22 protein-coding genes, 1 pseudogene and 1 other annotated feature are annotated in these 25,668 nt (G+C 45.1%); of the genes and pseudogenes, 16 read left to right on the top strand and 7 right to left on the bottom strand.

The genetic code is table 11. The annotated features are described in order from the left end of the window. Positions 1 to 336: 336 nt before the first annotated feature. Positions 337 to 438: pseudogene (locus tag MSG36_RS13960) on the bottom strand (ribonuclease activity regulator protein RraA); the annotation flags it as partial. A gap of 47 nt (positions 439 to 485) precedes the next feature. On the opposite strand from MSG36_RS13960, the gene MSG36_RS13955 reads away from it, so the two are divergent. Next, the gene (locus MSG36_RS13955; RefSeq protein WP_017059310.1) at positions 486 to 971 is read left to right on the top strand and encodes a putative 4-hydroxy-4-methyl-2-oxoglutarate aldolase; all 486 of its coding nucleotides are present in this window, start codon (positions 486 to 488) and stop codon (positions 969 to 971) included. 105 nt (positions 972 to 1,076) lie between these two features. Here MSG36_RS13955 and MSG36_RS13950 read toward each other — a convergent pair whose 3' ends face one another. Beyond that, complete coding sequence (locus MSG36_RS13950) at positions 1,077 to 1,535, bottom strand: hypothetical protein (RefSeq protein WP_048662672.1); 459 nt, start codon at positions 1,533 to 1,535, stop codon at positions 1,077 to 1,079. A gap of 317 nt (positions 1,536 to 1,852) precedes the next feature. Continuing rightward, positions 1,853 to 1,971: a sequence feature (Thr leader region), on the top strand. Positions 1,972 to 2,000: 29 nt separating this feature from the next. Here MSG36_RS13950 and thrA point away from each other — a divergent pair. The 4 genes from thrA (at position 2,001) to MSG36_RS13930 (ending at position 7,555) form a co-directional block, all read left to right on the top strand. Further along, positions 2,001 to 4,460, top strand: coding sequence for a bifunctional aspartate kinase/homoserine dehydrogenase I (thrA, locus tag MSG36_RS13945; protein WP_048606761.1), 2,460 nt, complete (start codon positions 2,001 to 2,003; stop codon positions 4,458 to 4,460). A gap of 17 nt (positions 4,461 to 4,477) precedes the next feature. Further along, positions 4,478 to 5,434, top strand: coding sequence for a homoserine kinase (thrB, locus tag MSG36_RS13940; protein ID WP_032545653.1), 957 nt, complete (start codon positions 4,478 to 4,480; stop codon positions 5,432 to 5,434). Further along, positions 5,431 to 6,717: a threonine synthase gene (gene thrC / locus MSG36_RS13935; protein ID WP_048606763.1), complete on the top strand. Its 1,287-nt coding sequence runs from the start codon at positions 5,431 to 5,433 to the stop codon at positions 6,715 to 6,717. The genes thrB and thrC overlap by 4 nt, the downstream gene beginning before the upstream one ends. A gap of 178 nt (positions 6,718 to 6,895) precedes the next feature. Further along, entirely contained in the window at positions 6,896 to 7,555 is a 660-nt protein-coding gene (locus MSG36_RS13930) for an NAD(P)H-dependent oxidoreductase (RefSeq protein WP_248368417.1), read from the top strand. Between the two features lie 154 nt (positions 7,556 to 7,709). Here the strand turns inward: MSG36_RS13930 and grcA are convergent, their stop codons facing one another. After that, positions 7,710 to 8,087 carry an autonomous glycyl radical cofactor GrcA gene (gene grcA, locus MSG36_RS13925; protein WP_017059315.1) on the bottom strand — a complete coding sequence of 126 codons (378 nt, stop codon included), beginning with the start codon at positions 8,085 to 8,087 and terminating at the stop codon, positions 7,710 to 7,712. Between the two features lie 326 nt (positions 8,088 to 8,413). Here grcA and nfo point away from each other — a divergent pair, with 326 nt between their 5' ends. The 3 genes from nfo (at position 8,414) to MSG36_RS13910 (ending at position 11,038) form a co-directional block, all read left to right on the top strand. Beyond that, entirely contained in the window at positions 8,414 to 9,322 is a 909-nt protein-coding gene (gene nfo, locus MSG36_RS13920) for a deoxyribonuclease IV (RefSeq protein ID WP_248368415.1), read from the top strand. 397 nt (positions 9,323 to 9,719) lie between these two features. Further along, on the top strand, positions 9,720 to 10,400 hold the full coding sequence (ung, locus tag MSG36_RS13915; RefSeq protein WP_248368413.1) for a uracil-DNA glycosylase: 681 nt from the start codon (positions 9,720 to 9,722) through the stop codon (positions 10,398 to 10,400). Positions 10,401 to 10,486: 86 nt separating this feature from the next. After that, positions 10,487 to 11,038: a hemerythrin domain-containing protein gene (locus tag MSG36_RS13910; protein WP_081231013.1), complete on the top strand. Its 552-nt coding sequence runs from the start codon at positions 10,487 to 10,489 to the stop codon at positions 11,036 to 11,038. Positions 11,039 to 11,189: 151 nt separating this feature from the next. Here MSG36_RS13910 and MSG36_RS13905 read toward each other — a convergent pair whose 3' ends face one another. After that, positions 11,190 to 11,378 carry a DUF3545 family protein gene (locus MSG36_RS13905; RefSeq protein WP_017059319.1) on the bottom strand — a complete coding sequence of 63 codons (189 nt, stop codon included), beginning with the start codon at positions 11,376 to 11,378 and terminating at the stop codon, positions 11,190 to 11,192. Between the two features lie 709 nt (positions 11,379 to 12,087). On the opposite strand from MSG36_RS13905, the gene MSG36_RS13900 reads away from it, so the two are divergent. Together MSG36_RS13900 and yaaA are read left to right on the top strand one after the other, a co-directional pair. Continuing rightward, positions 12,088 to 13,515 carry a sodium:alanine symporter family protein gene (locus tag MSG36_RS13900; protein ID WP_032545312.1) on the top strand — a complete coding sequence of 476 codons (1,428 nt, stop codon included), beginning with the start codon at positions 12,088 to 12,090 and terminating at the stop codon, positions 13,513 to 13,515. 208 nt (positions 13,516 to 13,723) lie between these two features. Then, on the top strand, positions 13,724 to 14,500 hold the full coding sequence (gene yaaA, locus MSG36_RS13895; RefSeq protein ID WP_048606773.1) for a peroxide stress protein YaaA: 777 nt from the start codon (positions 13,724 to 13,726) through the stop codon (positions 14,498 to 14,500). A 113-nt stretch (positions 14,501 to 14,613) separates the two neighbouring features. Here the strand turns inward: yaaA and srmB are convergent, their stop codons facing one another. Both srmB and MSG36_RS13885 read right to left on the bottom strand, forming a co-directional pair. Further along, positions 14,614 to 15,879: an ATP-dependent RNA helicase SrmB gene (gene srmB, locus MSG36_RS13890; RefSeq protein ID WP_017059323.1), complete on the bottom strand. Its 1,266-nt coding sequence runs from the start codon at positions 15,877 to 15,879 to the stop codon at positions 14,614 to 14,616. Positions 15,880 to 15,986: 107 nt separating this feature from the next. After that, positions 15,987 to 16,715 carry a methyltransferase gene (locus MSG36_RS13885; protein WP_050651912.1) on the bottom strand — a complete coding sequence of 243 codons (729 nt, stop codon included), beginning with the start codon at positions 16,713 to 16,715 and terminating at the stop codon, positions 15,987 to 15,989. A gap of 314 nt (positions 16,716 to 17,029) precedes the next feature. Between MSG36_RS13885 and brnQ the strand changes: the two genes are divergently transcribed. Next, entirely contained in the window at positions 17,030 to 18,343 is a 1,314-nt protein-coding gene (gene brnQ, locus MSG36_RS13880) for a branched-chain amino acid transport system II carrier protein (RefSeq protein ID WP_050651911.1), read from the top strand. A gap of 146 nt (positions 18,344 to 18,489) precedes the next feature. Here brnQ and fldB read toward each other — a convergent pair whose 3' ends face one another. Continuing rightward, on the bottom strand, positions 18,490 to 19,011 hold the full coding sequence (fldB, locus tag MSG36_RS13875; RefSeq protein WP_048606779.1) for a flavodoxin FldB: 522 nt from the start codon (positions 19,009 to 19,011) through the stop codon (positions 18,490 to 18,492). Between the two features lie 150 nt (positions 19,012 to 19,161). Here fldB and xerD point away from each other — a divergent pair, with 150 nt between their 5' ends. The 5 genes from xerD (at position 19,162) to lysS (ending at position 25,666) form a co-directional block, all read left to right on the top strand. Then, entirely contained in the window at positions 19,162 to 20,076 is a 915-nt protein-coding gene (gene xerD / locus MSG36_RS13870; protein WP_017059327.1) for a site-specific tyrosine recombinase XerD, read from the top strand. A gap of 26 nt (positions 20,077 to 20,102) precedes the next feature. Next, positions 20,103 to 20,882, top strand: coding sequence for a thioredoxin fold domain-containing protein (locus MSG36_RS13865; protein ID WP_017062874.1), 780 nt, complete (start codon positions 20,103 to 20,105; stop codon positions 20,880 to 20,882). Between the two features lie 82 nt (positions 20,883 to 20,964). Continuing rightward, complete coding sequence (gene recJ / locus MSG36_RS13860; protein ID WP_248368410.1) at positions 20,965 to 22,701, top strand: single-stranded-DNA-specific exonuclease RecJ; 1,737 nt, start codon at positions 20,965 to 20,967, stop codon at positions 22,699 to 22,701. Positions 22,702 to 22,936: 235 nt separating this feature from the next. Then, positions 22,937 to 24,035 (top strand): peptide chain release factor 2 gene (gene prfB / locus MSG36_RS13855; protein WP_248368408.1). Its coding sequence is split into 2 segments (ribosomal slippage): positions 22,937 to 23,011 and positions 23,013 to 24,035, totalling 1,098 coding nucleotides; the frame shifts between segments, so codons are not numbered across the junction. Between the two features lie 98 nt (positions 24,036 to 24,133). Next, complete coding sequence (lysS, locus tag MSG36_RS13850; protein ID WP_017059330.1) at positions 24,134 to 25,666, top strand: lysine--tRNA ligase; 1,533 nt, start codon at positions 24,134 to 24,136, stop codon at positions 25,664 to 25,666. Positions 25,667 to 25,668: the final 2 nt, after the last annotated feature.

The raw sequence follows: 25,668 nt of genomic DNA, 5'->3' as shown, positions 1-25,668 counted from the left end.
TAAAGTTTTCAAAAAAACACTTACTTCCAGCTATCTGCCTTCCTTGAAGTATTGCCCAATAACGTAGATCCAGTACGCCTTTCAATCATTCTTTTAGTGATTGGAGTGGATTCTATAATGTTAACAGCATGCTAACAACGCGAGAATGTTAATTCCATTCACTTTGTTGATTTACATCAATTGCCGTATCGCAACAAACTTTAATAGTATGGCTACAACTTAACCAATGTTATGGTGACTATTTAGCACCAAAACAAGAATGATTATTCGAGATGCTTCGCACATCTTGCCTGCTAAAGACCGGATTATGAACCAAGGAAGCTGAAAGCTGTCTTAAGAGTCTAGTAGATAAATATGCTCAATCAACTTTTATTGAGTAATAAATTGAGCATAGAACAATGAAAACAAAGGATTAATTTTAATAACATATAAAAGCATAGAGGCTAGCCTGACATAACCGGTAACGCCTTACTCACGGAGGATATATGCACGATATAACACCCGACTTGTGTGATGAGTTTGAAAGCGAAGTCACCCTACTGAACATGCCATTGCAGAACTTCGGCCAACGTGGTGCGTTCTTTGGAAAAATTGTAACAGTTCGTTGTTATCACGATAATTCCAAGGTTCGCGAGGTTTTAGAGACCGACGGCTGTGGCAAAGTGCTTGTCGTTGACGGAAATGGCTCATGCCAAAAGGCGCTGCTAGGCGATCAACTCGCTATTCTCGCGATAGAAAACGGTTGGGAAGGCGTGATTGTAAACGGTGCGGTGCGTGATGTAGGCATGATGTCGCAAATGGACCTTGGCGTTCAGGCGTTAGGTGCATCGCCATTCAAAACAGAGAAACGCGGTGTCGGCCAAGTGAATGTGACGCTCTCTATACATAATCAACTGATTCAGCCTGGTGACTATATTTATGCCGATTGGAATGGCGTGTTAATTTCATCTGAGTTGTTAATTGAATCGTAACTGACTCAAATTTAATGCCGTTGATAGATTAGATCGGGAAATGGTTTGTGATGTGCTGAAAGCTCAATCCGAGCTAGTTAGTAAATAAAGAACAAGCCAAAGAGATTAAAAGCGAAAACCTAATCCCACTTCAACACCTTGCTGCCACTCTTCATAATCAAGGGTGGCATGCAAATCTAGGTTATCTGTCAGTTGTACTCGGCTGGAAACCTCTGCGGCTACCGATTTCTCATTGTCTTCGGTTTCGTCTTTATAGGTGTGCAGAGAACTGTTGAAAGAGACTCTTTCTGAGAACTGATAACTGACACCGCTTAAGAATCCACTTTCCTGTTTCAGTGCCGCACTATTGATACGTGTACCGACGTAGAGATCCACATCTGAAAATAAGCTATAAGAGTAGCCACTGTCTATCTTCCAAGTATCGAAGCTTTCACTCGACGCGTTTTGTGTGGAGATAAAGAATTTATGAGAAGAACGATCGATCTGGCTGGGTAGTAGAGGCAAGCTATTCGCTGAACAAACAACAGGCATAGCAAAAGCCAAAAGAATAAGTAATCTCTTCATTTCCCACTCCTGATGTCATTATTATTGTTCTTCGAACGTTATCGTTCAATTAAAGCACAGAACTTGTACGTTCGCTGCACAATCGATATAGCATTTTGTTATGACTATATATGCAATTGATCACTCTTGCCTGTTCAATGAGTAAATCCAGTATCTTAAGTGAAGGTTTATACAGGGTGTTTTATCCCTTAAATGACGGTTTGCTCTGAAAAACGGTGCGAATGTAAAAAAAACGCAACTTTTCATTGACGTCCAGTGGTAAAAATTGATACACGTAGAGTAAAGCACAAGCAGAGAATTTGATATGCAGCACGTAAGCCACCTAGTAATGACCACAACCATTATTATTACCGACATTAACATTGTTGGGGCAGGCTGCTAAGTAACGGATTTTAAAAAAAAGGCCTGTATCCAACAAGATACAGGCCTTTTTTTGTACCATTTTTATGACTTATGGAGAAAGGGATGCGCGTTTTAAAGTTTGGAGGTTCATCATTAGCTGATGCAGATCGTTTTTTACGAGCGGCTGATATCATCGCTAATAATGCCCAGCAAGAAGAGCTAGCCGTTGTACTATCGGCTCCAGGAAAAACAACCAATAAGTTGGTCGCTGTAATTGAAGCTGCACTTAAAAATGGTGAAGCAGACGCACAGATTACAGAGATCGAATCCTCATTCGCTGCACTGTTTGCAGATATTCAAGCCGTTGTTCCTTCTATTGATGGTTCTGCGTTCCAAGAGCAGGTTGATACTTCTCTTGCTCAGCTAAAACAGTTCGTAAACGGCATTAACCTACTGGGTATGTGCCCGAATCATGTTAATGCTCGCATCATCAGTAAAGGTGAGCGAATCTCAATCCAGTTGATGAAAGCGGTACTTGAAGCGAAAGGCCAACCAGCAAGCCTGATTGACCCAGTTCAATACCTATACGCTAAAGGTGATCACCTTGAAGCTATGGTCGATGTGGACGTTTCAACTCAGAACTTCCGTCAGTCGCCACTGCCTAAAGGTCACGTAAATATCATGCCGGGCTTTACGGCTGGTAACGATAAAGGTGAGCTAGTCACACTTGGCCGTAACGGCTCTGATTATTCAGCTGCAGTGCTAGCAGCGTGTCTACGTGCTGATTGCTGTGAGATCTGGACAGATGTAGACGGCGTTTACAACTGTGACCCGCGTTTAGTGGATGATGCTCGTCTTCTTAAGTCATTAAGCTACCAAGAAGCGATGGAGCTTTCTTACTTTGGCGCTTCGGTTCTACACCCGAAAACTATCGCGCCTATCGCACAATTCCATATTCCTTGTCTGATCAAAAACAGCTTTAACCCACAGGGTGCGGGTACTTTGATTGGCCAAGACACTGGCGAAGACAACCTAGCAATCAAAGGCATCACCACGCTAAGTGACCTAACAATGGTTAACGTATCAGGCCCAGGCATGAAGGGCATGGTAGGCATGGCGAGTCGTGTATTCGGCGCGATGTCTTCTGCTGGCGTTTCTATTGTCCTTATTACTCAATCTTCTTCTGAGTACAGCATCAGCTTCTGTATTGAATCTGCTGACAAAGTGAAAGCGAAACAAGTGTTGTCAGACGCGTTTGAACTTGAACTTAAAGATGGCCTGTTAGAGCCGGTTGAGTTCATGGATGACGTTGCGATTGTAACGCTGGTGGGTGACGGTATGCGCACTTCACGTGGCGTGGCATCTCAGTTCTTCTCTTCTTTAGCTGAAGTGAACGTCAACATTGTTGCGATTGCTCAAGGTTCTTCAGAGCGCGCTATTTCAGCGGTTATCCCTGAAGACAAAATCTCTGAAGCAATCAAAGCGTGTCACGAGAACCTATTCAATTCTAAGCACTTCCTCGACGTATTCGTTGTTGGTGTCGGCGGTGTTGGTGGCGAGCTTGTTGACCAGATCCAACGTCAGCAAGGCAAACTGGCTGAAAAAGGCATCGTGATTCGCGTATGTGGTTTAGCAAACAGCAAAGGTTTGTTGCTAGACAGCGATGGTCTACCGCTAGAGCAGTGGCGTGACCGTATGTCGAGTGCGACTGAAGAGTTCAGCTTAGCTCGCTTAGCGGCTTTGGTTCAACGTAACCACATCATCAACCCTGTATTGGTTGATTGTACGTCTAGCGAAGGTATTGCGGCGCAGTACGCTGATTTCCTAGCGGCTGGTTTCCACGTGGTAACACCAAACAAGAAAGCAAACACAGCAAGCATGGCTTACTACCATCAGCTTCGTGAAGTTGCACGTAACTCACGTCGTAAGCTGATGTACGAAACAACCGTAGGTGCTGGCCTACCGGTAATCGAAAACCTACAGAACCTAATCTCTGCAGGTGATGAACTTGAGAAATTCAACGGTATTCTTTCAGGTTCACTGTCTTACATCTTCGGCAAGCTTGATGAAGGTATGACACTGAGCCAAGCCACCAACATTGCAAAAGATAACGGCTTCACAGAACCGGATCCTCGTGATGATCTATCTGGTATGGATGTGGCGCGTAAGCTGCTTATTCTTGCTCGTGAAGCAGGTATGGCGCTTGAACTTGAAGATGTTGAAGTAGACCAAGCTCTGCCACCGGGTTTTGATGATTCAGGTACGGTTGAAGAGTTCATGGCTCGCTTGCCAGAAGCGGATGCTTACTTCAAAGAGCAGTCAGCTATCGCAGCTGAAGAAGGCAAAGTACTTCGTTATGTTGGCGAAATCGCTGAAGGCAAGTGTAAGGTTCGTATCGCTGCTGTTGATGGCGACGACCCAATGTTCAAGATTAAAGATGGCGAGAACGCATTAGCATTCTACAGCCGTTACTACCAACCAATCCCTCTAGTACTGCGTGGCTACGGCGCGGGTACTGAAGTAACAGCAGCTGGCGTATTCTCTGATGTGATGCGTACTCTTGGTTGGAAATTAGGAGTTTAGGAATGAGTTCAAGTGATATGGATGTTGTCGTTTATGCTCCTGCATCAATCGGTAATGTCAGTGTAGGGTTTGATGTGCTGGGGGCCGCTGTGTCTCCAGTGGATGGCACACTGCTGGGTGACCGAGTTATGGTTAAAGCCGGTGATGAACCATTCTCACTTAAAACAGCAGGCAGCTTTGTTTCTAAGCTGCCAACTGAAGCAAAAGAAAACATCGTCTACGACTGCTGGGTGGTGTTTTCGAGAGAGCTTGATAAAAAAGGCGTTACGCTAAAGCCTTTGGAAATGACGCTAGAAAAGAACATGCCTATCGGTTCAGGTTTGGGCTCTAGTGCATGTTCAATCGTCGCGGCACTGGATGCGCTAAACCGTTTTCACGGTCAGCCACTGAATGAAACTGAACTGCTTGCTCTGATGGGCGAAATGGAAGGCAAGATTTCAGGCGGTATCCACTACGATAACGTTGCGCCATGTTACCTTGGTGGTGTGCAGCTCATGCTTGAAGAGCTAGGCATCATTAGCCAAGAAGTGCCGTGTTTTGACGACTGGTACTGGGTAATGGCTTATCCGGGTATTAAGGTTTCAACGGCTGAAGCGAGAGAGATCCTACCATCTCAATATCGTCGTCAGGATATCATTGCTCATGGTCGCCACTTAGCGGGCTTTATCCACGCGTGTCATTCAGGTCAACCTGAACTGGCTGCGAAGATGATCAAAGACGTGATCGCTGAACCATATCGTGAGAAACTGCTTCCAGGGTTTGCTGATGCTCGTAAATACGCGCTGTCGGCTGGGGCACTGGCTACTGGTATTTCTGGTAGTGGTCCAACTCTATTTAGCATTTGCAAAGAACAAGATGTCGCCGAGCGTGTTGCACGCTGGTTAGAACAAAATTACGTACAAAATGAAGAAGGATTCGTTCACGTTTGTCGCCTAGATAAGCAAGGTTCGATCGTTACAGGAAGTGAGTTATGAAACTGTACAACATCAAAGAAAATGATGAACAAGTCTCTTTTGGCCAAGCCGTTCGTCAAGGCTTAGGCCGTAATCAAGGTCTATTTTTCCCATCTGAACTGCCAAAGTTTGATGATATCGATGCGCTGCTAGCAGAGGACTTTGTCCCTCGTAGTTCAAAGATTCTGTCAGCATTGATTGGTGATGAATTACCAAAAGAACAGATCGACCAAATGGTGGATGCAGCGTTCCAATTCCCTGCACCAATCAACCAAGTAAAAGACGGCGTTTACGCGCTTGAGCTTTTCCACGGTCCAACACTGGCATTTAAAGATTTCGGCGGCCGCTTTATGGCTCAATCTTTAGCAGCTGTTTCTGATGGTGGTCAAATCACTATCTTAACGGCAACATCAGGTGATACTGGTGCGGCGGTTGCGCATGCTTTCTACGGCATGGAAGACATCAATGTTGTGATTCTTTACCCGAAAGGCAAGATCAGCCCACTGCAAGAGAAGCTGTTCTGTACGCTTGGTAAGAACATCCACACTGTGGCGATTGATGGCGACTTTGATGCGTGTCAGGCTCTAGTTAAAGACTCATTTGATGACGCTGAACTGCGTAAAGAGATTGGCTTGAACTCAGCAAACTCGATCAACATCAGCCGTTTAATGGCTCAGATCTGTTACTACTTTGAAGCGGCTTCTCAGCTGACTAAAGAGCAACGTGAAAACCTGGTTATCTCTGTACCAAGTGGTAACTTTGGTAACCTAACAGCTGGTCTACTGGCTAAAGCGCTAGGTCTACCTGTTAAGCGTTTCATCGCAGCAACCAACGAAAATGACACGGTTCCTCGTTACCTAGAAACAGGCGAGTGGGATCCAAAACCGACCGTTGCAACAACATCGAACGCGATGGACGTAAGCCAACCGAACAACTGGCCTCGTATCGAAGAGCTTTGCCAACTGAAAGGTTGGGGCTTAGATACATTAGGCAAGGGTAAAGTATCTGACGAGCAGAGCGCTGAATCAGTACGCGACCTAAAAGCACAAGGTTACCTATGTGAACCACATGGTGCGATTGCTTACCGTCTATTGGAAGAGCAACTGCAAGAGAACGAAACTGGCTTGTTCCTGTGTACAGCGCACCCAGCGAAGTTCAAAGAAGTGGTTGATGACATCCTAGGTTCTGATATTGAACTGCCTGGTCCGCTAGCAAAACACGCGGCGATGGAGTTGTTGTCTGAAGATCTTGATAACGATTTCGAAGCGCTAAAAGCGGTACTTCGTCGAGTTCAACCAGCGTAGTTTTTTACAAACGTTATGTATAGAACTTAGATGGTTAAGAGAAAGGTGAATGAGCAATCATTCACCTTTTTTATTGTCTGAGTGTTTTTAAAGTAAGCTTTATTTAAGGGTTTTCTTACGCTTAAATGGCTTTAAGTAAGTGTATTGCTTTAACCCGATCAAAACGGAAAGGGATAGTATGAATTTTTTGATTTTTCTTGGCTCTGTACGTGAGAGCACACCGCCAAGACCTGCGCGATTAGGGATGAGAGCCAGCAAGGCGTGTGAAAAACTGCTTGCGAATCAACACTCAGAGCATACGGTCGAGATTATCGACCCATTGAATTATGACTTTGGCGATGTGTTTAAGCCTGAGTTTTCGTATCATCGCTCAAAAGTACCTGCGCACTTAGCAGAGTTAGCCGACAAGATCGCTAAAGCTGATGGCTATGTGATGGTTAGCCCGGAATACAATCATTCGATGAGCCCAGCGCTAGCTAATATTCTCAATCACTTTGGTAGCTCGCTATTTTCATATAAACCGAGTGCGATTGTGACCTATTCTGCCGGTCAGTGGGGCGGGGCAAGAGCATCCGTTTCAATGCGCACCTTCTTGTCTGAGCTAGGTTGTTTACCTGTTTCTGCGATGATTCATCTGCCGAAAGCGCAAGAAGTGTTTGATGAAGAGGGCGGTGTTGTTCAAGAGTCTGATCAAGCACAATGGGATGAATACATGAATCGAACATTCCATCAGTTGATGTGGTGGGCACAAGGTGCTGCATTGCAAAGAGACAAGGTGGATCCAACGGCTCTGGCGAAAGCGTTTACTAAAGATCCTTCTCAACGAAATGCGCCATAACCAAATTTGATTGGTGACTGTGCTTGTTTGATTTTAGGTGAGCGGGTTCTGAGTTGGAACAATAAACGATAAGAAGTTGTTAGGACAAAAACTAAAAAAGCTTGGCCATTCCTGACCAAGCTTTTTAAATCTTTAACACTCTAGTTTACTGAGATTATAGAGACTCAGTGAACGTACGTGCGATAACGTCACGTTGCTGTTCAGTTGTTAGAGAGTTGAAACGTACAGCGTAACCCGATACACGGATAGTTAGCTGTGGGTAGTTCTCTGGGTGAGCAACTGCGTCTTCTAGCGTTTCACGCTTAAGAACGTTAACGTTTAGGTGTTGGCCACCTTCGATGCGTGGTGCTGCTTCGATTGCAACTTCACGGCTCTCGTACTCGCCTAGGTCTGCAGCTGAGATAACTTGGTCAGCTTCGAAACCTGCAGTAGCAACAACACAACGAGCTTCATTCTTCTCGCTATCTAGTAGCCAGATTGAGTTTAGTAGGTCATCGTTTGCTGCTTTAGTAATTTGAATACCTTGGATCATAACTATCTCCTAGTCCACTGAATGTGGTTTGATTATGGTGTTAACTTTCGATTTTTATTGAGCTGGGTAATATATACCTAATATTAGTAAGGTTAACATTGATTTAAGTCAAAAAACAACCAAAAACCATATTTTTACAAAGGTGATTATGTTGAGGTAAATCAATAAAACCTTTGAAAACAAAGTAATTACAAAATATTTTAAAGTATAAAAAATATTTAACAGTCATATTTGTTGTAAGTTTACTACATTTGTTGTGTTTTTATTGAACTGCAACCGATACGACCCTTTATTTATTAAGCATTCTGAAAGTGTAAAGTGATTTAATGACAAACAATAATTCATCCTCAAAACCGGAAACAAATATTAAGTTTATTGGCGCTCATGTGTCGGCTGCTGGTGGTGTTGATCAGGCGCCTATGCGTGCACGTGAAATTGGCGCCAATGCGTTTGCACTGTTTACCAAGAACCAGAGACAGTGGGCGGCAAAACCGCTAGAAGCGAAAATCATTAGTGCCTTTAAAGCCAATTGCAAAATGTTGGGCTTCGGTGCTGAGCACATTCTTCCTCATGACTCCTACCTTATTAACCTAGGAGCGCCAGAAGAAGAGAAGCTAGAGAAATCACGCGCGGCTTTTATTGATGAAATGGAGCGTTGTAATCAACTTGGATTAACGCTCTTGAATTTTCATCCTGGGAGTCATTTAAAGAAAATCTCAGAAAGCGAATGTTTGGCGAAGATCGCTGAATCGATCAACCTAGCTCATCAAGCGGTACCTGACGTAATCGCAGTGATCGAGAATACGTCTGGGCAGGGCACTAATCTGGGTTGGAAGTTTGAACATCTAGCCGAGATTATCGAGCAGGTAGAAGATAAGTCGCGTGTTGGTGTGTGCTTAGACACCTGCCATACGTTTACTGCTGGCTATGACTTACGTACAAAAGAGGCGTGTGAGCATACTTTTGCTGAGTTCGACCGCATCGTGGGTATGCACTATCTAAGAGCAATGCACATCAATGATTCAAAAGCTGAGTTCGCGAGCCGAGTCGATCGACACCATTCTTTAGGAAAAGGCGAAATTGGCTGGGATTGTTTTGAGTATATTGCCTCTGATTCTCGCTTTAATGGTATCCCTCTTATCTTGGAAACCATCGATTCGACGATCTGGAAAGAGGAAATTCAACAACTTAGAATGTTTCATCGATCAGCAACGCTAGCGAGCGAACAAGCGTAATAATAGAGGGGGAAATTTATTTCAGTCTCTTTCTAATAATTGGCACCTTTCTTTCATAGTATTAAAGTGAATATGTAGTTCACGATGTCTTAGAGGAGGTGCCTTTATGTATTCAATCACCCAAACTTCAACTATTGCTGCCGCACGCCGTTTACCTACACCAAACCGTCACGTGCATAACCACGGCCACCATCGTACACAGCAGAAAAGTGGTTAATCGAGATAAACACAACTTGAACTGATTATTATGATTCATCAACAAGTGAACCCTACACATCATGTTTATTGATAGCTGTATGAGGTATAACTAGAGCCTTATTTAGGACAGTTAGCCGATACAGCTATTTTTTTGTCTGGCGAAAGCCGCTAGAAACCTTGATGATTGGGAAGTAAAACGATGAGCGCACCAAAGACTTGGGAATCCATTATTAATGATGAACGTGATAAAGAGTACTTTCAGAGTGTGCTCGCGTTTGTTGAACAGCAACGTAATAGTGGTAAAACCGTCTACCCTCCACAAGATCAGGTGTTCAGTGCCTTTGATATGACGCCTTTCGAATCCGTGCGAGTGGTTATCTTAGGGCAAGATCCTTATCACGGTGCTAACCAAGCTCACGGCTTAGCATTCTCAGTGCTTCCTGGCGTGAAAATCCCACCTTCTTTACGCAATATGTACAAAGAGCTTGCACAAGATATAGAGGGCTTTGAGATTCCTAGTCATGGTTATCTCGATTCTTGGGCATCGCAAGGGGTGTTGATGTTGAACACAGTCCTTACTGTAGAAGAGGCAAAAGCACACTCACATGCTAAGTGTGGCTGGGAAACCTTTACCGATGCCATTATTGCTGAGCTCAATCAGCGCTCTGAACCGATCATCTTTTTGTTGTGGGGCGCACACGCTCAGAAGAAAGGCCAAGCGATTGATGACGACAAGCATCATGTGTTGGTTGCACCTCACCCATCGCCATTATCGGCACGCCGTGGTTTCTTCGGTTGTCAGCACTTCTCTACAACCAACAAGCTGCTTTCTTCTATGGATCAACAACCTATTGACTGGCGTTTACCAACAGAAGTGTAGGTTGGTGGTTTTCTGAGCAGGGTCAAATCATAAATCAGCATATTCGTATACACTTATAAATAGTAGGTGTAATGGAGTGCAATACTATGATGATTGAAAGGATAAGACGAGAGCATGGCTATATGGCTCGTTTACTCGCGATACTCAACAGTAAGTTAGAGTTTCTGAAACAGGAGCGAGAAATAAACTATAGCCTGATCGCAGAGGTGGTTCATTACTTGATGAACCATTCAGACAAAGTGCATCACCCTAAAGAAGACGTCATTTATCGCTACTATCTTAAGCAATATGGCAGCGAGCAAGCGATTGAAGACTTGGAATTAGAGCATCAATTGCTTTCTGAGAAAACGGCAGACTTTTTAGGTTTGCTCGATATGATTCTCCAAGATGCGGTGGTTCCTCAACAAGTTTTTATTGAGCAACTTGAAGCGTTTGTTAAGGCTCAGCGAAAGCACATGGAGTATGAAGAGAAGCATGTGCTACCCATGATTGTTGAGGCGTTCACGGTCAAAGATTGGCAAGAAGTGGAGTCTCAATGGCTTCAACCGGAAGATGACCCTGTCTTTGGGGAGACCATCGCCGATCAATATCGCCAACTCGCGGCTCGGGTTCGACAAAATGAACAAGAGTGCGTTTAGCCTGTTTTAATGTTGAAACGCCCCTATTTTTAGGTGTCCTCTATATTAGAGGGTTGGTTTCCAAATGGCGCTTTGAGCGGATTAACTACCTCGAAAAATAAAAAGGCACCTATATAGGTGCCTTTTGCTATCTGATTTCTTATCGTGCTGATTAAAGCTTTATATCGTCAAGGCTAAAATCAAGACCTAGGTTCATCTCTCTCAGCTCTTTCTCAAGCTGCCTACGATCGTTGATGGCTTCGATTTCACGCCACTTACGCTTGAGTGGTTTCGAGCGTGATTTTTGAGTTACACGAGGCATTTCTAGTTCTGATACTTCATCGAATTGAAAGCTATCCATAAGCCATATCTCCTTCCGTGGGACTAGTTCTTACGAACCAATAAATATCATATTTAGGTTCACAATAACTTTGATTTGTTTCTCATTTGTTTCAAATCCATGAAGCTTTTGTTCTATTTTCTTATGCATGCTCACACATTGTGAGAATTATTATGTATAAAAAACAGGCAAACAAACCTAAGTAAACGATTAAATTGGGGGTTATTGAATGTTAATTCATTGTGCGAATGGAATAGCGTTTTGACTACAATGCATTGAAGTGCACATGGTGCCGTGCGGTATAGCGATCTCATTGGCCTAGAAAAAAACGAAGATCTTCACTATACCTTGTAAAACCTAGGCTGACGTCATTTTTATAGGATGGTGTTCTTGTTGGGGTAGTGCCGTGGCTGTTGTTGATATTATGTCCCGATAATGTGACTTTTATTGGGCTGCATTGTTGAAAGTTGTGTTAACAAAAGGTGTGTTATTAGTGAAATGTCATTTTAATATAAGTGCATTTGCATATTGATTTTTAGGCCGTCTCGCTGCATTATCCGCCCGTCAAAAAATACACTGATACGTAAAATGGATGCATGAAGCGACATTTACAGTCTCAATCGCCGCAAGAATATAACAAGAGTGCCGACACAACATTGACAGAGGCATAGGCGATTAAGAGGAAGGCTAGGAAGCATGATCGGTGCTTAAACTCAATTACGAGGTTCACGTGACAGACTTAATCAATTTGATGAACGATCTCCTTTGGGGATCTATCTTAGTTTACTTACTGGTTGGTGTGGGTATCTACTTCACTGTACGACTAGGCTTCATTCAATTCCGCCATTTCGGCCACATGTTCTCTGTTCTTAGAAACAGCCGTAAAGCAGACAGTGCTGGTATCTCTTCTTTCCAAGCTCTTTGTACTAGTCTCGCTGCTCGTGTAGGTACGGGTAACATGGCAGGTGTTGCTGTAGCACTAACCGCTGGTGGCCCTGGTGCTATCTTCTGGATGTGGCTAATCGCAATGCTAGGTATGGCAACATCGTTTGCAGAAAGCACACTGGCACAGCTATACAAAACGCGTGATAACGACGGTAACTACCGCGGCGGTCCTGCATACTACATGGAGAAAGGCCTAGGCATGCGTTGGATGGGGGTTCTATTCTCTATCTTCCTAATCATTGCATTTGGTCTTGTATTTAACGCGGTTCAAGCGAACGCGATTGCAAGCGCAATGAACACAGCATTCGACCTTGAGCGTAGCTACGTTGGTGTTGGTATCGTAATCATCTCTGCATTCGTTATCTTCGGTGGTATCCGTAAGATTGCACGTACAGCAGAAATCATCGTTCCAATCATGGCATTGGCTTACCTAGCGATCGCTATGTACGTGATGTTCGCGAACATCGAGAAAGTGCCTGAAGTACTGGCGCTTATCTTCAAGAGTGCATTCGGTCTGCAAGAAGCAGCAGCGGGTGGCCTAGGTTACGCAATCGCACAAGCGATGATTAACGGCATCAAACGTGGTTTGTTCTCGAACGAAGCGGGTATGGGTTCTGCGCCAAACGCAGCAGCTTCTGCTACGCCTTACCCACCGCACCCAGCATCACAAGGTTACGTGCAAATGCTAGGCGTGTTCATGGATACCATTGTTATCTGTTCAGCAACAGTAGCAATCATCCTGATGTCTGGTGAGTATGTACCACACGGTGAAGTAACGGGTATCGAACTAACGCAACGTGCACTAACAGCACAAGTGGGCGAATGGGGCGGCATCTTTGTCGCGGTAGCGATTTTCTTCTTCGCTTTCACTTCAATCATTGCAAACTACTCGTACGCCGAAACGAACCTTATCTTCCTTGAGCACAACAACAAGAAAGGCCTAGTGCTATTCCGTATCGTTGTTCTGGGTATGGTTATGTTCGGTTCTCTAGCGACGTTACCAACGGTATGGGCACTGGCTGACGTATCGATGGGCCTAATGGCGATTGTTAACTTGGTGGCGATTATCCTGCTATCAGGCATCGTGATTAAGCTAGCGAAAGACTACAACCGCCAACTAGACGCGGGTAAAGTACCAACATTCGATTCGAATGACTTCCCAGAGCTTAAGTCTCAGCTGGAAGACGGTATTTGGGACAACAACAAGAAGTAATCTTGTTGGAGCGATAAACGGCTCATCCTAAAGTGATTAGAAAGGCTAAGGTTTCGACCTTAGCCTTTTTCTTTGCCTGTCATTTGTCTCATTCTATCTATCGAAGCTCATTTTCCCTATCGAAGTAATAGGAAGAGTCATAAAGACAAGTTGATGTTTTTTCTATACTCTAGCAGCATCCAGTTAGATAACCGATTAGGGTAAAGTTATGTTAGTTGTCGTTTCTCCAGCCAAAACACTTGATTACGAATCACCATTAGCGACGGAACGCTTTAGTCAGCCTGAGTTTGTTGAACACTCTGCTGAGCTGATTGAAGAGTGCCGCAAGCTGACGCCAGTAGATATTTCTGCACTGATGAAAGTCAGCGATAAAATCGCAGGGTTGAACGTAGCGCGCTTTGAGCAGTGGAGCGAGACCTTTACCCAAGACAACGCACGCCAAGCAATCCTAGCCTTTAAGGGCGATGTATACACTGGCCTAGACGCTGAAACGCTATCGGATGAAGATTTTGACTACGCACAAAACCACCTACGTATGCTTTCTGGGTTATATGGCTTGCTTAAGCCGTTGGATTTGATGCAGCCATACCGCCTAGAGATGGGTACACGCTTAGCCAATGCTCGTGGTACTAACTTGTACCAGTTCTGGGGTAACATCATCACAGACAAGCTGAATGAAGCGCTGAATGCTCAAGGCGACAATGTGTTGATTAACCTAGCATCAAACGAATACTTTAAAGCCGTGAAGCCGAAGAACTTGGATGGCCAAGTGATTACCCCGGTATTCAAAGACTGTAAGAACGGTCAGTACAAGGTGATCAGTTTCTACGCGAAGAAAGCGCGTGGCATGATGGCTCGCTACATTATCGAGAACAAGATCGACTCGGTTGAGGCGCTGACCCAGTTTGATACGGCGGGCTACTACTTCGTTGAAGAAGAGTCGAACGCGAAAGAGCTTGTCTTTAAGCGTGAAGAGCAAAACTAGACGTTATTGATTAATGGTTGTCACGCTCTATGGCGAAGATGCCAACCAGATAGAGAAAAGCCCCATGCAGCGAACTGCATGGGGCTTTTTATTGAATCGTTGAAGCAGTTAGATTATTTCTTCTTTGCTGCTTTCTTTTTCTTCGCGATTTTTTTCTTCTTCGCGATTTTTTGTTTCTCTACCGCTTTCTTATCTTCTTTCTTTGGTTTCTTCTTCTTAGTCACCGCCGCTTTCTTATGCGTAGGGCGCATGCCTTCGATGAAGCGTTCTTTGATTGGTTCGTCTGTGTAACGAGCCACACGCTCAATCATTAGTTGATCGTGCGCTTCAATGATAGAAACCGCGTTACCTTTTTTACCAGCACGAGCAGTACGGCCAATGCGGTGTAGGTATACGTCAGCCGTACGTGGCATGTCGTAGTTGATTACGTGGCTTACGTCTGGAAGGTCGATACCACGAGCTGCAACATCAGTCGCTAGCAGTACGTTTACAGAACCGTCACGGAAACGAGCAATCGCGTTGTTACGACGATCTTGAGGCATTTCACCTTGGATCCATGCACATGGGATTTGCGCGCTTTCAAGTTGAGCTCGTAGATCTCCTAGGCGATCACGCGTCTTCAAGAATACGATGCTGCGCTCAGCTTGCTCTGTGATGACGTGCTTTAGGATATTCAGCTTGTGCTCTGCTGTGTCTGCACGGTGGTACCACTGAGTGATCTTCTTACGCTCACGAAGTGATGATTTCGCATCGATCTCCGCTGGGTTTTTAAGTAGGTCTTCAGTGAAGCCTTCAATGCCTTTACCTTCTAGCGTTGCTGAGAACAGTAAAGTTTGTTTACGCCAGCGACATTCTGCAGACAGACGGTCAACAACAGGGCCAAAGCCCATGTCTAGCATACGGTCGGCTTCATCTAGAACCAGCCATTCAATCGCACGACAGTCAAAACGCTCGCCTTCAATGTATTCCATCAAACGGCCAGGTGTTGCTACTACGATATCTTGAGTCGTACTTAAGATATCTGCGTGCTCTTGGTACATCACACCGCCTGTGATCGTGAAGATGTTTAGGCTGGTGTATTTAGCAAGCTCACGTGCTTGTTCGGTGATCTGCATTGCTAGCTCACGCGTTGGCGTCAGGATAAGCATACGTGCAGGACCAGATTTCTTACGTGGGAAATCCAGTAGGTATTGCAGTGCTGGCAATACAAATGATGCTGTTTTACCAGTACCTGTTGGCGCAGAAGCCAAAACGTCTCTTCCATCTAACGCTTGTGGGATTGCTTCAGCTTGTATCTGTGTTGGACGTTCGTAGCCCATTTCGTCAATTGCTTTAAGCAGCTCTTGGTTTAGATCGAGTTCTGCAAAGGTTCTGATCACTGTTGTTTCTCCACAAGCAATAAATGTTTCTGCCTCAAAAAGCAGACGATAAAAAAGAGTAGTCGGACATTATAGAAGCATTAGTGATTAGGATCACATGGTATTTGCTACATCTTGAGATAAAAATCTTTAGTGAGCGCAATAAATGCTTCGCTATAACCACCTTGGTGATGAATTGTAAGCGATTCGCGCTGCAAATCTTGCTCGCAAGCAGGATCTTTAGATAACTCAAATAGAATTCGGCTAGCCGGCTTTTTATCTGTTGTTTTCACATCAAGGCGTTTTGCTAGATACCAACCACATTGCTCGGCAAGCTTGATAAAACCTTCCCCCTCAGGCGTCGGTAGGATGAAACTGGCAGTCGCGGTTTCAGTGGTTATCTCGAAACAACGCTGGGCAAGCGCTAAATGATCCAAGCTGTCGGTGTGCCTGGCGGTGGCTCTTTGGCTTTGCTGCGCCTGTTCTCCAGAGTTGAAGTAGGGCGGGTTACAGATGACCGCATCAAACTTTTGTGGAAAGTCGGTCGTTAACACGCTGCCGTGATGAAGAGAGATACGATCTTGCCAAGGCGACTGCTCAATATTGACTGTGGCAGCATCAATGGCGTGTTGATCAATATCTATCGCAGAGATTGAAGCATCCTCAAAACGCTGCGCAGCCATTAAGGCCAGCAGACCTGTTCCGGTTCCAATATCGAGTACACATGATCTTTGTGGCAGGCTTACCCATGCGCCAAGTAATACGCCATCGGTACTGACTGGCATACCGCTTTGTCCGCCGTAAATTGAGAATTGCTTAAAATTGAAGCTTTTAGTTTGCACTGTCTTGTCTTTCATTAATGTTCTGAGTATCGAGATATTTTAAGTGATTAGCTCTAATGTTAACCGCTTGTATGAATCAATGTTCTGCTTGAGAAACTATTGTTGTGAATTATGGTTAGTTTATAATTGTGGCTATTTTTCTATAGCTAGTGGAATCCACTGCTTTTTGTTCTCATATGCAAATTTATATGGTGTTTTTGTGTGGTGACTTGCAGCTAGCCAGTTGTTTCGTCATTATGCGCGACTATTTTATAGATTGATTGGCAGCTTTAAGCTGTAACATTCATGTAAGCACAACATAAATTCATAAATATAATTAAGGATTATCTGTGAAACAGAGTCTAAAACTAACAGATATAATGGCATTGGGCTTTATGCTTTTTGCGTTTTTCTTGGGTGCAGGTAACATCATCTTCCCACCTCTAGCTGGCCAATTAGCCGGTGATCACTTCCTGCCAGCGATGTCTGGTTTTCTGCTGACTGCCGTTGGTCTGCCGTTAATCACTATCGTCGCGGTCGCAGTGGCTGGTGGCTCTTGGGGTCACTTAACTAAAGATCTTCCTAAGAAAGCTGCAACCATCATGGCTGTGCTGATCTTTATCATTATCGGTCCTGCATTTGCTGCACCGCGTACTGGCCTTGTTGCCTATGAGATGGCGGTGAAACCGTTCTTCATCGATGCCTCTCAAGCTCACTTAACTCTCTTTTCGATTGCATTTTTTGTAGTAGCGATGTTCTTCTCATGGTCGCAAGGTAAGCTTATTGACATCATTGGTAAGGTACTAACACCTGCATTGTTCGTTGGTTTGGTTGTACTGGCGATTGCTGTGTTCGTTAACCCTCAAGGTGATATTCTTGCGGCTCACGGTGAGTACATCACTCAGCCACTGACCAAAGGTTTCCTTGAAGGCTACAACACCATGGATACTTTTGCTTCTTTGATGTTTGGTATGCTGATTGTTGATGCGATTCGTAGCAAGGGCATTACTGACCGTGCAGCGACGACTAAGTACCTAATTAGCGCGGGTTGTATTGCCGCAGCGGGTCTAGCGTTTGTTTACATCTCTCTATTCTACCTAGGCGCAACAAGTGCAACAGTCGCAGCTGGTGCCGACAATGGCGGCGCTATCTTAAGTCTATACGTTCAATCGTTGTTTGGCCCTTCTGGTCAGCTAGTGCTTTCTGTGATCGTACTATTAGCGTGTCTAACAACGGCGATTGGCCTTGTGTCAGCGTGTTCTGATTACTTCAGCTCGCTAACGCCTCTGTCTTACAAGACTTGGGTAATCATCAACGGTGTCGCTTGTGCAACCGTTGCAAACGTTGGCCTTTCTCAACTGATTTCTCTGTCTGTTCCAGTACTGTTTGCACTGTACCCAGTCGCTATCGCGTTGGTTGCTCTGACATTCTTGCGTAGCCGTTTCCCTAATCCAAAAGCGGCTTACCGCGTAGTGGTATTAGTGTCACTGCTGTTTGCTCTTATTGATGGCGCTAAAGTAGCGGGTGTAGACGTGTCTGCACTTAAGATGCTGCCACTGTTTGAGATCGGTATGGGTTGGTTGCTTCCAACAACGGCTGCAATCATCTGTATGTTCTTTGTTGGTAAATCAACAGAACAAGAGATGGCTGAAGAGACTGTTTAATCTTCCGTTGAGATTAGATTGTCCTTCGAGATGAAATAGAAAAGGCCTCATTACTTTGCAGTAATGAGGCCTTTTTGTATTCTGTGGTCTTTTTATATCCAGCTAGTTACTTGGTTAGCTACTTAGCCGGGAGCACTTCTGTTTGGTTATAGCTTTTCGCTGTACTCAACCAGTACTTGCTCAACCCAACTTGCGATACGGTCGTCGCTAAGCTCGTATTGTGAATCTTCATCAAGCGCCAAACCAACGAATTGAGATTTGTCTTCCGTTAACGCTTTAGACGCTTCGAACTCGTAGCTGTCATCGTTTGGCCAGAAGCCAACAAACTCTGCACCCGCGGTTTTCAGTTCATCATGCAATAGACCCATCGCATCTAGGAACCATTCGCCGTAGCCTTCTTGGTCACCTAAACCAAACAGAGCCACAACCTTGCCTTTCATTGGCGTGGTTGCGATGTCTTCCCACAGTTCATTCCAATCTTCTTGGATTTCACCGAAGTCCCAAGTCGAGATGCCCAGCAATAAAAGGTCGTAGTCCGCCATCAATGAAAGAGGGGTTTCTTTCACGTTATGGATATCAACTAGGTCTTCACCAATAATGCCGCGAATTTTCTCTGCTGCCATTTCTGTGTAGCAGGTGGTTGAGCCGTAAAATAATCCAATTTTCATAGCAAACGTTCGATTTTAATTTCAGATGGCGAATTCTAACCATAAATCGACTTCGATTGCAGCGATTATCCGCTCAAGTCGTAATTTTTATGGCATTCATATTTGCTCTGGCATACTCTCAAAACAGTTTCCAATATTGTGAGTAACACTATGCAGTCGCCTCAAGGGCAGAGCGCAGACCACGGTCTCGTTGAGCAGTTTTTAGATGCTATGTGGATGGAGCGAGGATTATCGGAGAATACGCTTGTCTCGTACCGTACCGATTTATCCAAGTTATTAGCGTGGATGGAAAAGAACAATTACCGCCTCGACTTCATTAGCCTTTCAGGTTTACAGGATTATCAAGGCTGGTTAGCCGACGCCGATTTTAAGCAGACCTCTCGTGCCCGTATGTTGTCGGCGATTCGTCGCTTGTTCCAATATTTGCACCGCGAGAAAATCAGAGGCGATGATCCAAGTGCCTTGTTGATCAGCCCGAAGCTGCCGCAACGCTTGCCGAAAGATTTGAGCGAAGAACAGGTTGATGCTTTGCTCGATGCGCCAGATCCGAACGATCCGATTGAGCTTCGCGATAAGGCGATGCTTGAGTTACTCTATGCAACCGGTTTGCGTGTGACAGAGCTGGTTAGCTTGACGATGGAAAACATCAGCCTAAGACAAGGTGTGGTGCGTGTTATTGGTAAGGGTGGCAAAGAGCGCTTGGTCCCAATGGGCGAAAATGCGGTGGATTGGATAGAGACTTTTATTGAACAAGGTCGTCCACATCTACTTGGCGAAAACAGTTCTGATGTGGTTTTTCCGAGTAAACGCGCCAAGCAAATGACCCGTCAGACGTTCTGGTATCGTATCAAGCACTACTCGGTCGTCGCTGGAATCGACACAGAATTGTTGTCACCCCACGTATTGAGACACGCTTTTGCGACGCATTTACTGAACTATGGCGCAGATCTCAGGGTCGTACAGATGTTACTTGGGCATAGTGACTTATCGACAACCCAAATTTATACTCACGTGGCGACTGAAAGGCTGAAGCAAATTCACGCGCAGCATCACCCACGTGCTTAAATCCATTTATTTTTAAGGTGAACTTAATGAGCGTATTACGCCGTCTTCCTCTACTAGCGCTTCCTCTTATGATTACTGCATGTAATGCATCAGAAGCGAAAGTAGAAACAACATCAACAGCCGTAGAAGCTGCTCCAGCTCAAGCTATTGATACAGCTGCGTTAACTAAGCGTTTTGAAAAAATCGGTATTAAGGTCGATAAGATTGTTCCTTCGGATATCGATGGTCTGTTAGAAGTTCAAACCAACAGCGGCATTATCTTTTCTTCTCCAGAGGGCGATCACTTTCTAGCCGGTACACTTTACTCTTTGGATGAAAACGGTAAGTTCAGTGATGTTTTAGCTGAGCGTCAAGCTCCGCTGAATGCTGAAAAAGTCGCAGCGATGTCGGATACGGTTATCGAATACAAAGCCGATAACGAAAAGTATGTTGTGACGGTATTTACTGACATTACGTGTGGCTACTGTGTTCGTCTGCACAGCCAAATGCAAGGCTACAATGATCTGGGTATCACTGTTCGTTACATGGCTTACCCACGCCAAGGTGCGACAGGGCAAGTTGCCGATCAAATGGCAGCAATCTGGGCTTCAGATGATCCAAAAACAGCGATGCATGACGCTAAAGTAAACCGTCAAATGCCAGCCTCTGGTAAAGACCTAGCAGAGCAAAAGCAGATCATTGCTAAACAGTACCAATTGGGTCGTGAACTTGGCATCAATGGCACACCGGCTATCGTGCTAGCAAGTGGTGAGTTGGTGAGTGGTTACTTACCGCCAGCACAACTTCTTCAACGTTTAGAGCAATAATCTCGTTTTCTGTATTGCCAATTTGTCCCCCCCATGTTTTTGATTTAAGGAGTGGCCTGATTGATATCGGGCCCATTTTTATATGATAGAGATCCAACGCCGTCCTGAGGTCGACATTTCAGTCTTACCTGCCCACTTACCTGACTTGTTAAAGCGCATTTATGTGAGCCGCGGAATCGACAGTGCCGACCAACTAGAGACAGCAGCGAAAGGTCTGCACTCTTATCAAAAACTGGGCGGCATTGATGCTGCGGTTGAGCTGCTGTTCAAAGCGATTCAGCAGCAAAAACGCATCATTATTGTTGGTGATTTTGATGCCGATGGCGCGACCAGTTCGGCGCTGTCTGTTTTAGCGTTACGTATGCTCGGCAGCTCTAACGTCGACTATCTGGTACCAAACCGTTTTGAAGATGGCTATGGCTTGAGCCCTGAGGTTGTCGAACAGGCAATCGAGCTTGGTGCTGAAGTGATCATGACGGTCGACAACGGTGTCTCTTCAATTGAAGGTGTTCGCTTTGCTAAAGAGAAGGGGCTAGAGGTTCTGGTTACCGATCATCACTTGCCGGGCAATGAACTGCCAATGGTCGATGCGATGGTTAACCCAAACCTTGAGAGTTGTGCTTTTCCTTCGAAAGCCCTAGCGGGTGTAGGTGTGGCTTTCTATCTGATGATGGCACTGTGTGTTCACATGCGTAAACTGAATTGGTTTGCAGAGCGCGGCATGACAGAACCTAAGTTGATGGAATTGATTGACCTTGTGGCGCTGGGTACGGTTGCCGACGTGGTTCCACTCGACGAAAACAACCGAATTTTAGTGCATCAAGGTTTGCAACGTATTCGTGCGGGTAAAGCTCGTCCGGGCATTCAAGCCTTGATCGAAATCGCTAAACGAGACGCTAAGCGTTTGGTGGCGTCTGACTTTGGCTTTGCTCTTGGTCCTCGCATTAATGCAGCTGGCCGACTGGACGACATGTCTTTTGGTGTTGAGCTGCTAATGAGTAACAACATCCATGCGGCGCGTCGCATGGCGAGTGAACTCGATGGCTTGAACCAAACACGTAAAGAGATCGAAGAGGGCATGAAGCAAGAAGCGATGGCTTTTTGTGAGCGCCTGGAATTTGGTAAAGACGACCTACCTTTTGGCTTAGCCCTGTTCCAACGTGATTGGCACCAAGGTGTGATTGGTATCTTGGCTTCGCGTATCAAAGACAAATACCACCGCCCAGTGATTGCGTTTGCAGATGGCGGCGAAGGCAGTATCAAAGGTTCATGTCGTTCAATTCCGGGTCTGCACATGCGTGATGCATTGGACCGAATTGATACACAAAATCCAGGCTTGATTCTTAAGTTTGGTGGCCACGCAATGGCGGCCGGCTTAACCATCATGGAAAAGGACTTTGAACGCTTCAGCAAGCTGTTTAATGATGTTGTGAAGAATGAACTTGGAGAAACCGCACTGAAGGGCATTATCTTGTCTGATGGTGAGCTGTTACCAGAAGAGTTCTCGATGCACACCGCTGAAACGCTGCGTTCAGGTGGCCCGTGGGGACAAGCTTTCCCTGAGCCAATCTTCGATGGTGAGTTTAAAGTTCTGCACCAAAAGCTGGTGGGTGAAAAACACCTTAAGTTGATGCTCGAGCCGCTCTACAAAGGTCACCCTACCAATGTGATGATTGACGGTATTGCCTTTAACGTCGACCTACGTCGCTGGCCTGATGCCTCGGTGAAAACCGTTCACCTTGCATTTAAGCTCGATATCAACGAATTTCGCGGCAACCAATCGTTGCAGCTAATGATTGATCATATCGAAGCCAAATAGTTATTTTGGGCTCAATAATGCTCATCATATAGCGCCAAATTCAACAAGCTCTGTTCAAAAACAGGGCTTGTTTTCCTTCCTGACCTTACAAATTTTACGTGTTTTTTCTGCCTGTCAATTTTATATCCCATTAAGTTGTTGAATCTTGGTTCACCACTCTAAAAAATTCTGTATCTCCGTCACACTTTTGAGTACAATTCTTCGGTTAAATTCTACTCATAAATGATGAGCTAAAATGTTTGAAATCAATCCTATAAAAAACCGTCTGCAGGATGTGTCTAAGCGCACAAATATCCTGAGGGGGTATCTTTGACTATGACGCTAAGAAAGAGCGTCTAGAAGAAGTAAACGCAGAATTAGAACAACCGGATGTATGGAACGAACCTGAGCGTGCTCAAGCGTTAGGTAAAGAACGTTCTGCATTGGAAGCGGTAGTAGAAACGATCGACCAACTTGACCAAGGTGTTGAGGATGTTGATGGCCTATTAGAGCTTGCGGTTGAAGAAGAAGATCAAGAAACGTTCGATGAAATTGAACCAGAACTGGCCGAGCTTGAAGCTAAGCTAGAGAAACTGGAATTCCGTCGTATGTTCTCTGGTGATCACGATGCATCAGATTGCTACATCGATTTACAGTCAGGTTCGGGCGGTACAGAAGCTCAAGACTGGACTTCAATGATGTTGCGTATGTACTTACGTTGGGCAGATTCGAAAGGCTTCAAGACTGAAGTTATCGAAGTGTCTGATGGCGATGTTGCTGGCCTTAAAGGCGCAACGGTACGTATCTCTGGTGAGTATGCTTACGGTTGGTTACGCACAGAGACTGGTGTTCACCGTCTAGTTCGTAAGTCACCATTTGATTCAAGTGGTCGTCGTCATACTTCATTTGCATCTGCGTTTATCTATCCTGAGATTGATGACAACATTACGATCGACATTAATCCTTCTGACTTACGTATTGACGTATACCGTGCCTCTGGCGCTGGTGGTCAGCACGTAAACACCACGGAATCGGCGGTACGTATTACTCACGTTCCGACTAACACCGTGGTTCAGTGTCAGAATGACCGTTCGCAGCATAAGAACAAAGATCAAGCGATGAAGCAGCTACGTGCTAAGCTTTTTGAACTTGAGATTCAAAAACAAAATGCTGAAAAACAAGCGAGCGAAGAGACGAAATCAGACATCGGTTGGGGCAGTCAAATCCGCTCTTACGTACTGGATGATTCTCGTATCAAAGATTTACGCACCGGCATCGAAAACCGTAATACTCAAGCGGTTCTTGACGGTGACTTAGACAAGTTTATTGAAGCTAGCCTGAAATCAGGTCTGTAAGCTTTATCAACTATTAAGCTTTACCAATAATATTGGTAAAAATGCCTATATTTGCAAAAATATAGCGGTCCAAATTTTAAAAGCAGGGTACATCTCTAATGACTGATGCTGTTCAAAACGAAAACGCACAAGAAGCTTCTTCACCTGAAGAGAACAAACTAATCGCTGAGCGCCGCAGCAAGCTGGATCACATCCGCCAAAACTGCAAAGCTAACGGTCACCCAAATGACTTCCGTCGTGAGCACCTAGCTGGCGATCTTCAAGCGGAATTCGGTGAGAAGACTAAGGAAGAGCTAGAAGAGCTTAACCACATCGTTGCGATCGCTGGTCGTGTTATGGCGAAGCGTGGTCCATTCCTTGCGATTCAAGAAACTTCTGGTCGTATCCAAGCATACGCAGCGAAAGACGTACAAAAAGTACTGAAAGAGAAGTACCAAGGCCTAGATATCGGTGACATCATCGGTGTTAAAGGTGCGCTTCACAAATCAGGTAAAGGCGACCTTTACGTGAACATGGAAGAGTTTGAATTGCTGACTAAAGCACTTCGTCCTCTACCAGAGAAGTTCCATGGTCTAACTGACCAAGAGATGCGTTACCGTCAGCGTTACGTTGACCTAATCGTGAACGAAGACTCTCGCAATGCATTCATCGTGCGTTCTAAGCTTGTATCTTCAATCCGCAACTTCATGAGCGCTAAAGGCTACCTAGAAGTTGAAACGCCAATGATGCACGTGATCCCGGGTGGCGCAACTGCACGTCCATTCATCACTCATCACAATGCACTAGACATCGACATGTACCTACGTGTTGCACCTGAGCTTTACCTTAAGCGTCTAGTGGTTGGTGGTTTTGATCGTGTATTCGAGATCAACCGTAACTTCCGTAACGAAGGTCTATCTCCACGTCACAACCCAGAATTCACAATGATGGAATTCTACCAAGCGTACTCTGACTACAAAGACCTTATGGATCTGACAGAAGAGATGCTAAGCACGGCAGCAATGGACGTTCTTGGTTCTACTTCTATGCCTTACGGTGACGAAACGGTTGAGTTCGGTGGCACTTACGCTCGCATGAGCATGTTCGATGCAATCAAACACTACAACCCTGAGCACGCTGAGATTCAAGCGCTAACAGAAGCAGACCTACAAGACCGCGAGAAGATGGTTGCTATCGCAAAATCTGTACACGTAGACGTAGAAACGTTCTGGACATGTGGTCAGCTTCTAGAAGAGATCTTTGGTGAAACGGCTGAGCCTCAGCTAATTCAACCAACGTTCATCACTGGCTACCCAGCGGACATTTCTCCTCTAGCACGTCGTAGCGATGACAACCCATTCTTCACAGACCGTTTTGAGTTCTTCATCGGTGGCCGTGAAGTAGCGAATGGTTTCTCTGAGCTTAACGATGCACAAGACCAAGACGAGCGTTTCAAAGCGCAAGTTAACGCGAAAGACGCGGGTGATGACGAAGCGATGTACTACGATGCAGACTACATTACTGCACTAGAGCACGGCCTACCGCCAACAGCGGGTCAAGGTATCGGTATCGACCGTCTAGCAATGCTATTTACAAACACGCACACAATCCGTGACGTGATCTTGTTCCCGGCAATGCGTCCACAAGCGTAATT

Origin of the sequence: Vibrio sp. 1CM8B (genome assembly GCF_023161685.1) — a bacterium.
Classification (GTDB): domain Bacteria; phylum Pseudomonadota; class Gammaproteobacteria; order Enterobacterales; family Vibrionaceae; genus Vibrio; species Vibrio coralliirubri.
Note: the sequence above shows the minus strand (reverse complement) of the source record. Positions and strands in the feature narration are given on the sequence as shown.

Bases quoted from the DNA above. Each gene is read 5' to 3' on its own strand.
- MSG36_RS13950 (WP_048662672.1), bottom strand. From the start codon at position 1,535: ATGAAGAGATTACTTATTCTTTTGGCTTTTGCTATGCCTGTTGTTTGT.
- MSG36_RS13930 (WP_248368417.1), top strand. From the start codon at position 6,896: ATGAATTTTTTGATTTTTCTTGGCTCTGTACGTGAGAGCACACCGCCA.
- grcA (WP_017059315.1), bottom strand. From the start codon at position 8,087: ATGATCCAAGGTATTCAAATTACTAAAGCAGCAAACGATGACCTACTA.
- MSG36_RS13955 (WP_017059310.1), top strand. From the start codon at position 486: ATGCACGATATAACACCCGACTTGTGTGATGAGTTTGAAAGCGAAGTC.
- thrC (WP_048606763.1), top strand. From the start codon at position 5,431: ATGAAACTGTACAACATCAAAGAAAATGATGAACAAGTCTCTTTTGGC.
- recJ (WP_248368410.1), top strand. From the start codon at position 20,965: ATGATAGAGATCCAACGCCGTCCTGAGGTCGACATTTCAGTCTTACCT.
- yaaA (WP_048606773.1), top strand. From the start codon at position 13,724: ATGTTAGTTGTCGTTTCTCCAGCCAAAACACTTGATTACGAATCACCA.
- MSG36_RS13865 (WP_017062874.1), top strand. From the start codon at position 20,103: ATGAGCGTATTACGCCGTCTTCCTCTACTAGCGCTTCCTCTTATGATT.
- thrB (WP_032545653.1), top strand. From the start codon at position 4,478: ATGGATGTTGTCGTTTATGCTCCTGCATCAATCGGTAATGTCAGTGTA.
- MSG36_RS13885 (WP_050651912.1), bottom strand. From the start codon at position 16,715: ATGAAAGACAAGACAGTGCAAACTAAAAGCTTCAATTTTAAGCAATTC.
- lysS (WP_017059330.1), top strand. From the start codon at position 24,134: ATGACTGATGCTGTTCAAAACGAAAACGCACAAGAAGCTTCTTCACCT.
- fldB (WP_048606779.1), bottom strand. From the start codon at position 19,011: ATGAAAATTGGATTATTTTACGGCTCAACCACCTGCTACACAGAAATG.
- xerD (WP_017059327.1), top strand. From the start codon at position 19,162: ATGCAGTCGCCTCAAGGGCAGAGCGCAGACCACGGTCTCGTTGAGCAG.
- MSG36_RS13905 (WP_017059319.1), bottom strand. From the start codon at position 11,378: ATGGATAGCTTTCAATTCGATGAAGTATCAGAACTAGAAATGCCTCGT.
- ung (WP_248368413.1), top strand. From the start codon at position 9,720: ATGAGCGCACCAAAGACTTGGGAATCCATTATTAATGATGAACGTGAT.
- MSG36_RS13910 (WP_081231013.1), top strand. From the start codon at position 10,487: ATGATGATTGAAAGGATAAGACGAGAGCATGGCTATATGGCTCGTTTA.
- nfo (WP_248368415.1), top strand. From the start codon at position 8,414: ATGACAAACAATAATTCATCCTCAAAACCGGAAACAAATATTAAGTTT.
- thrA (WP_048606761.1), top strand. From the start codon at position 2,001: ATGCGCGTTTTAAAGTTTGGAGGTTCATCATTAGCTGATGCAGATCGT.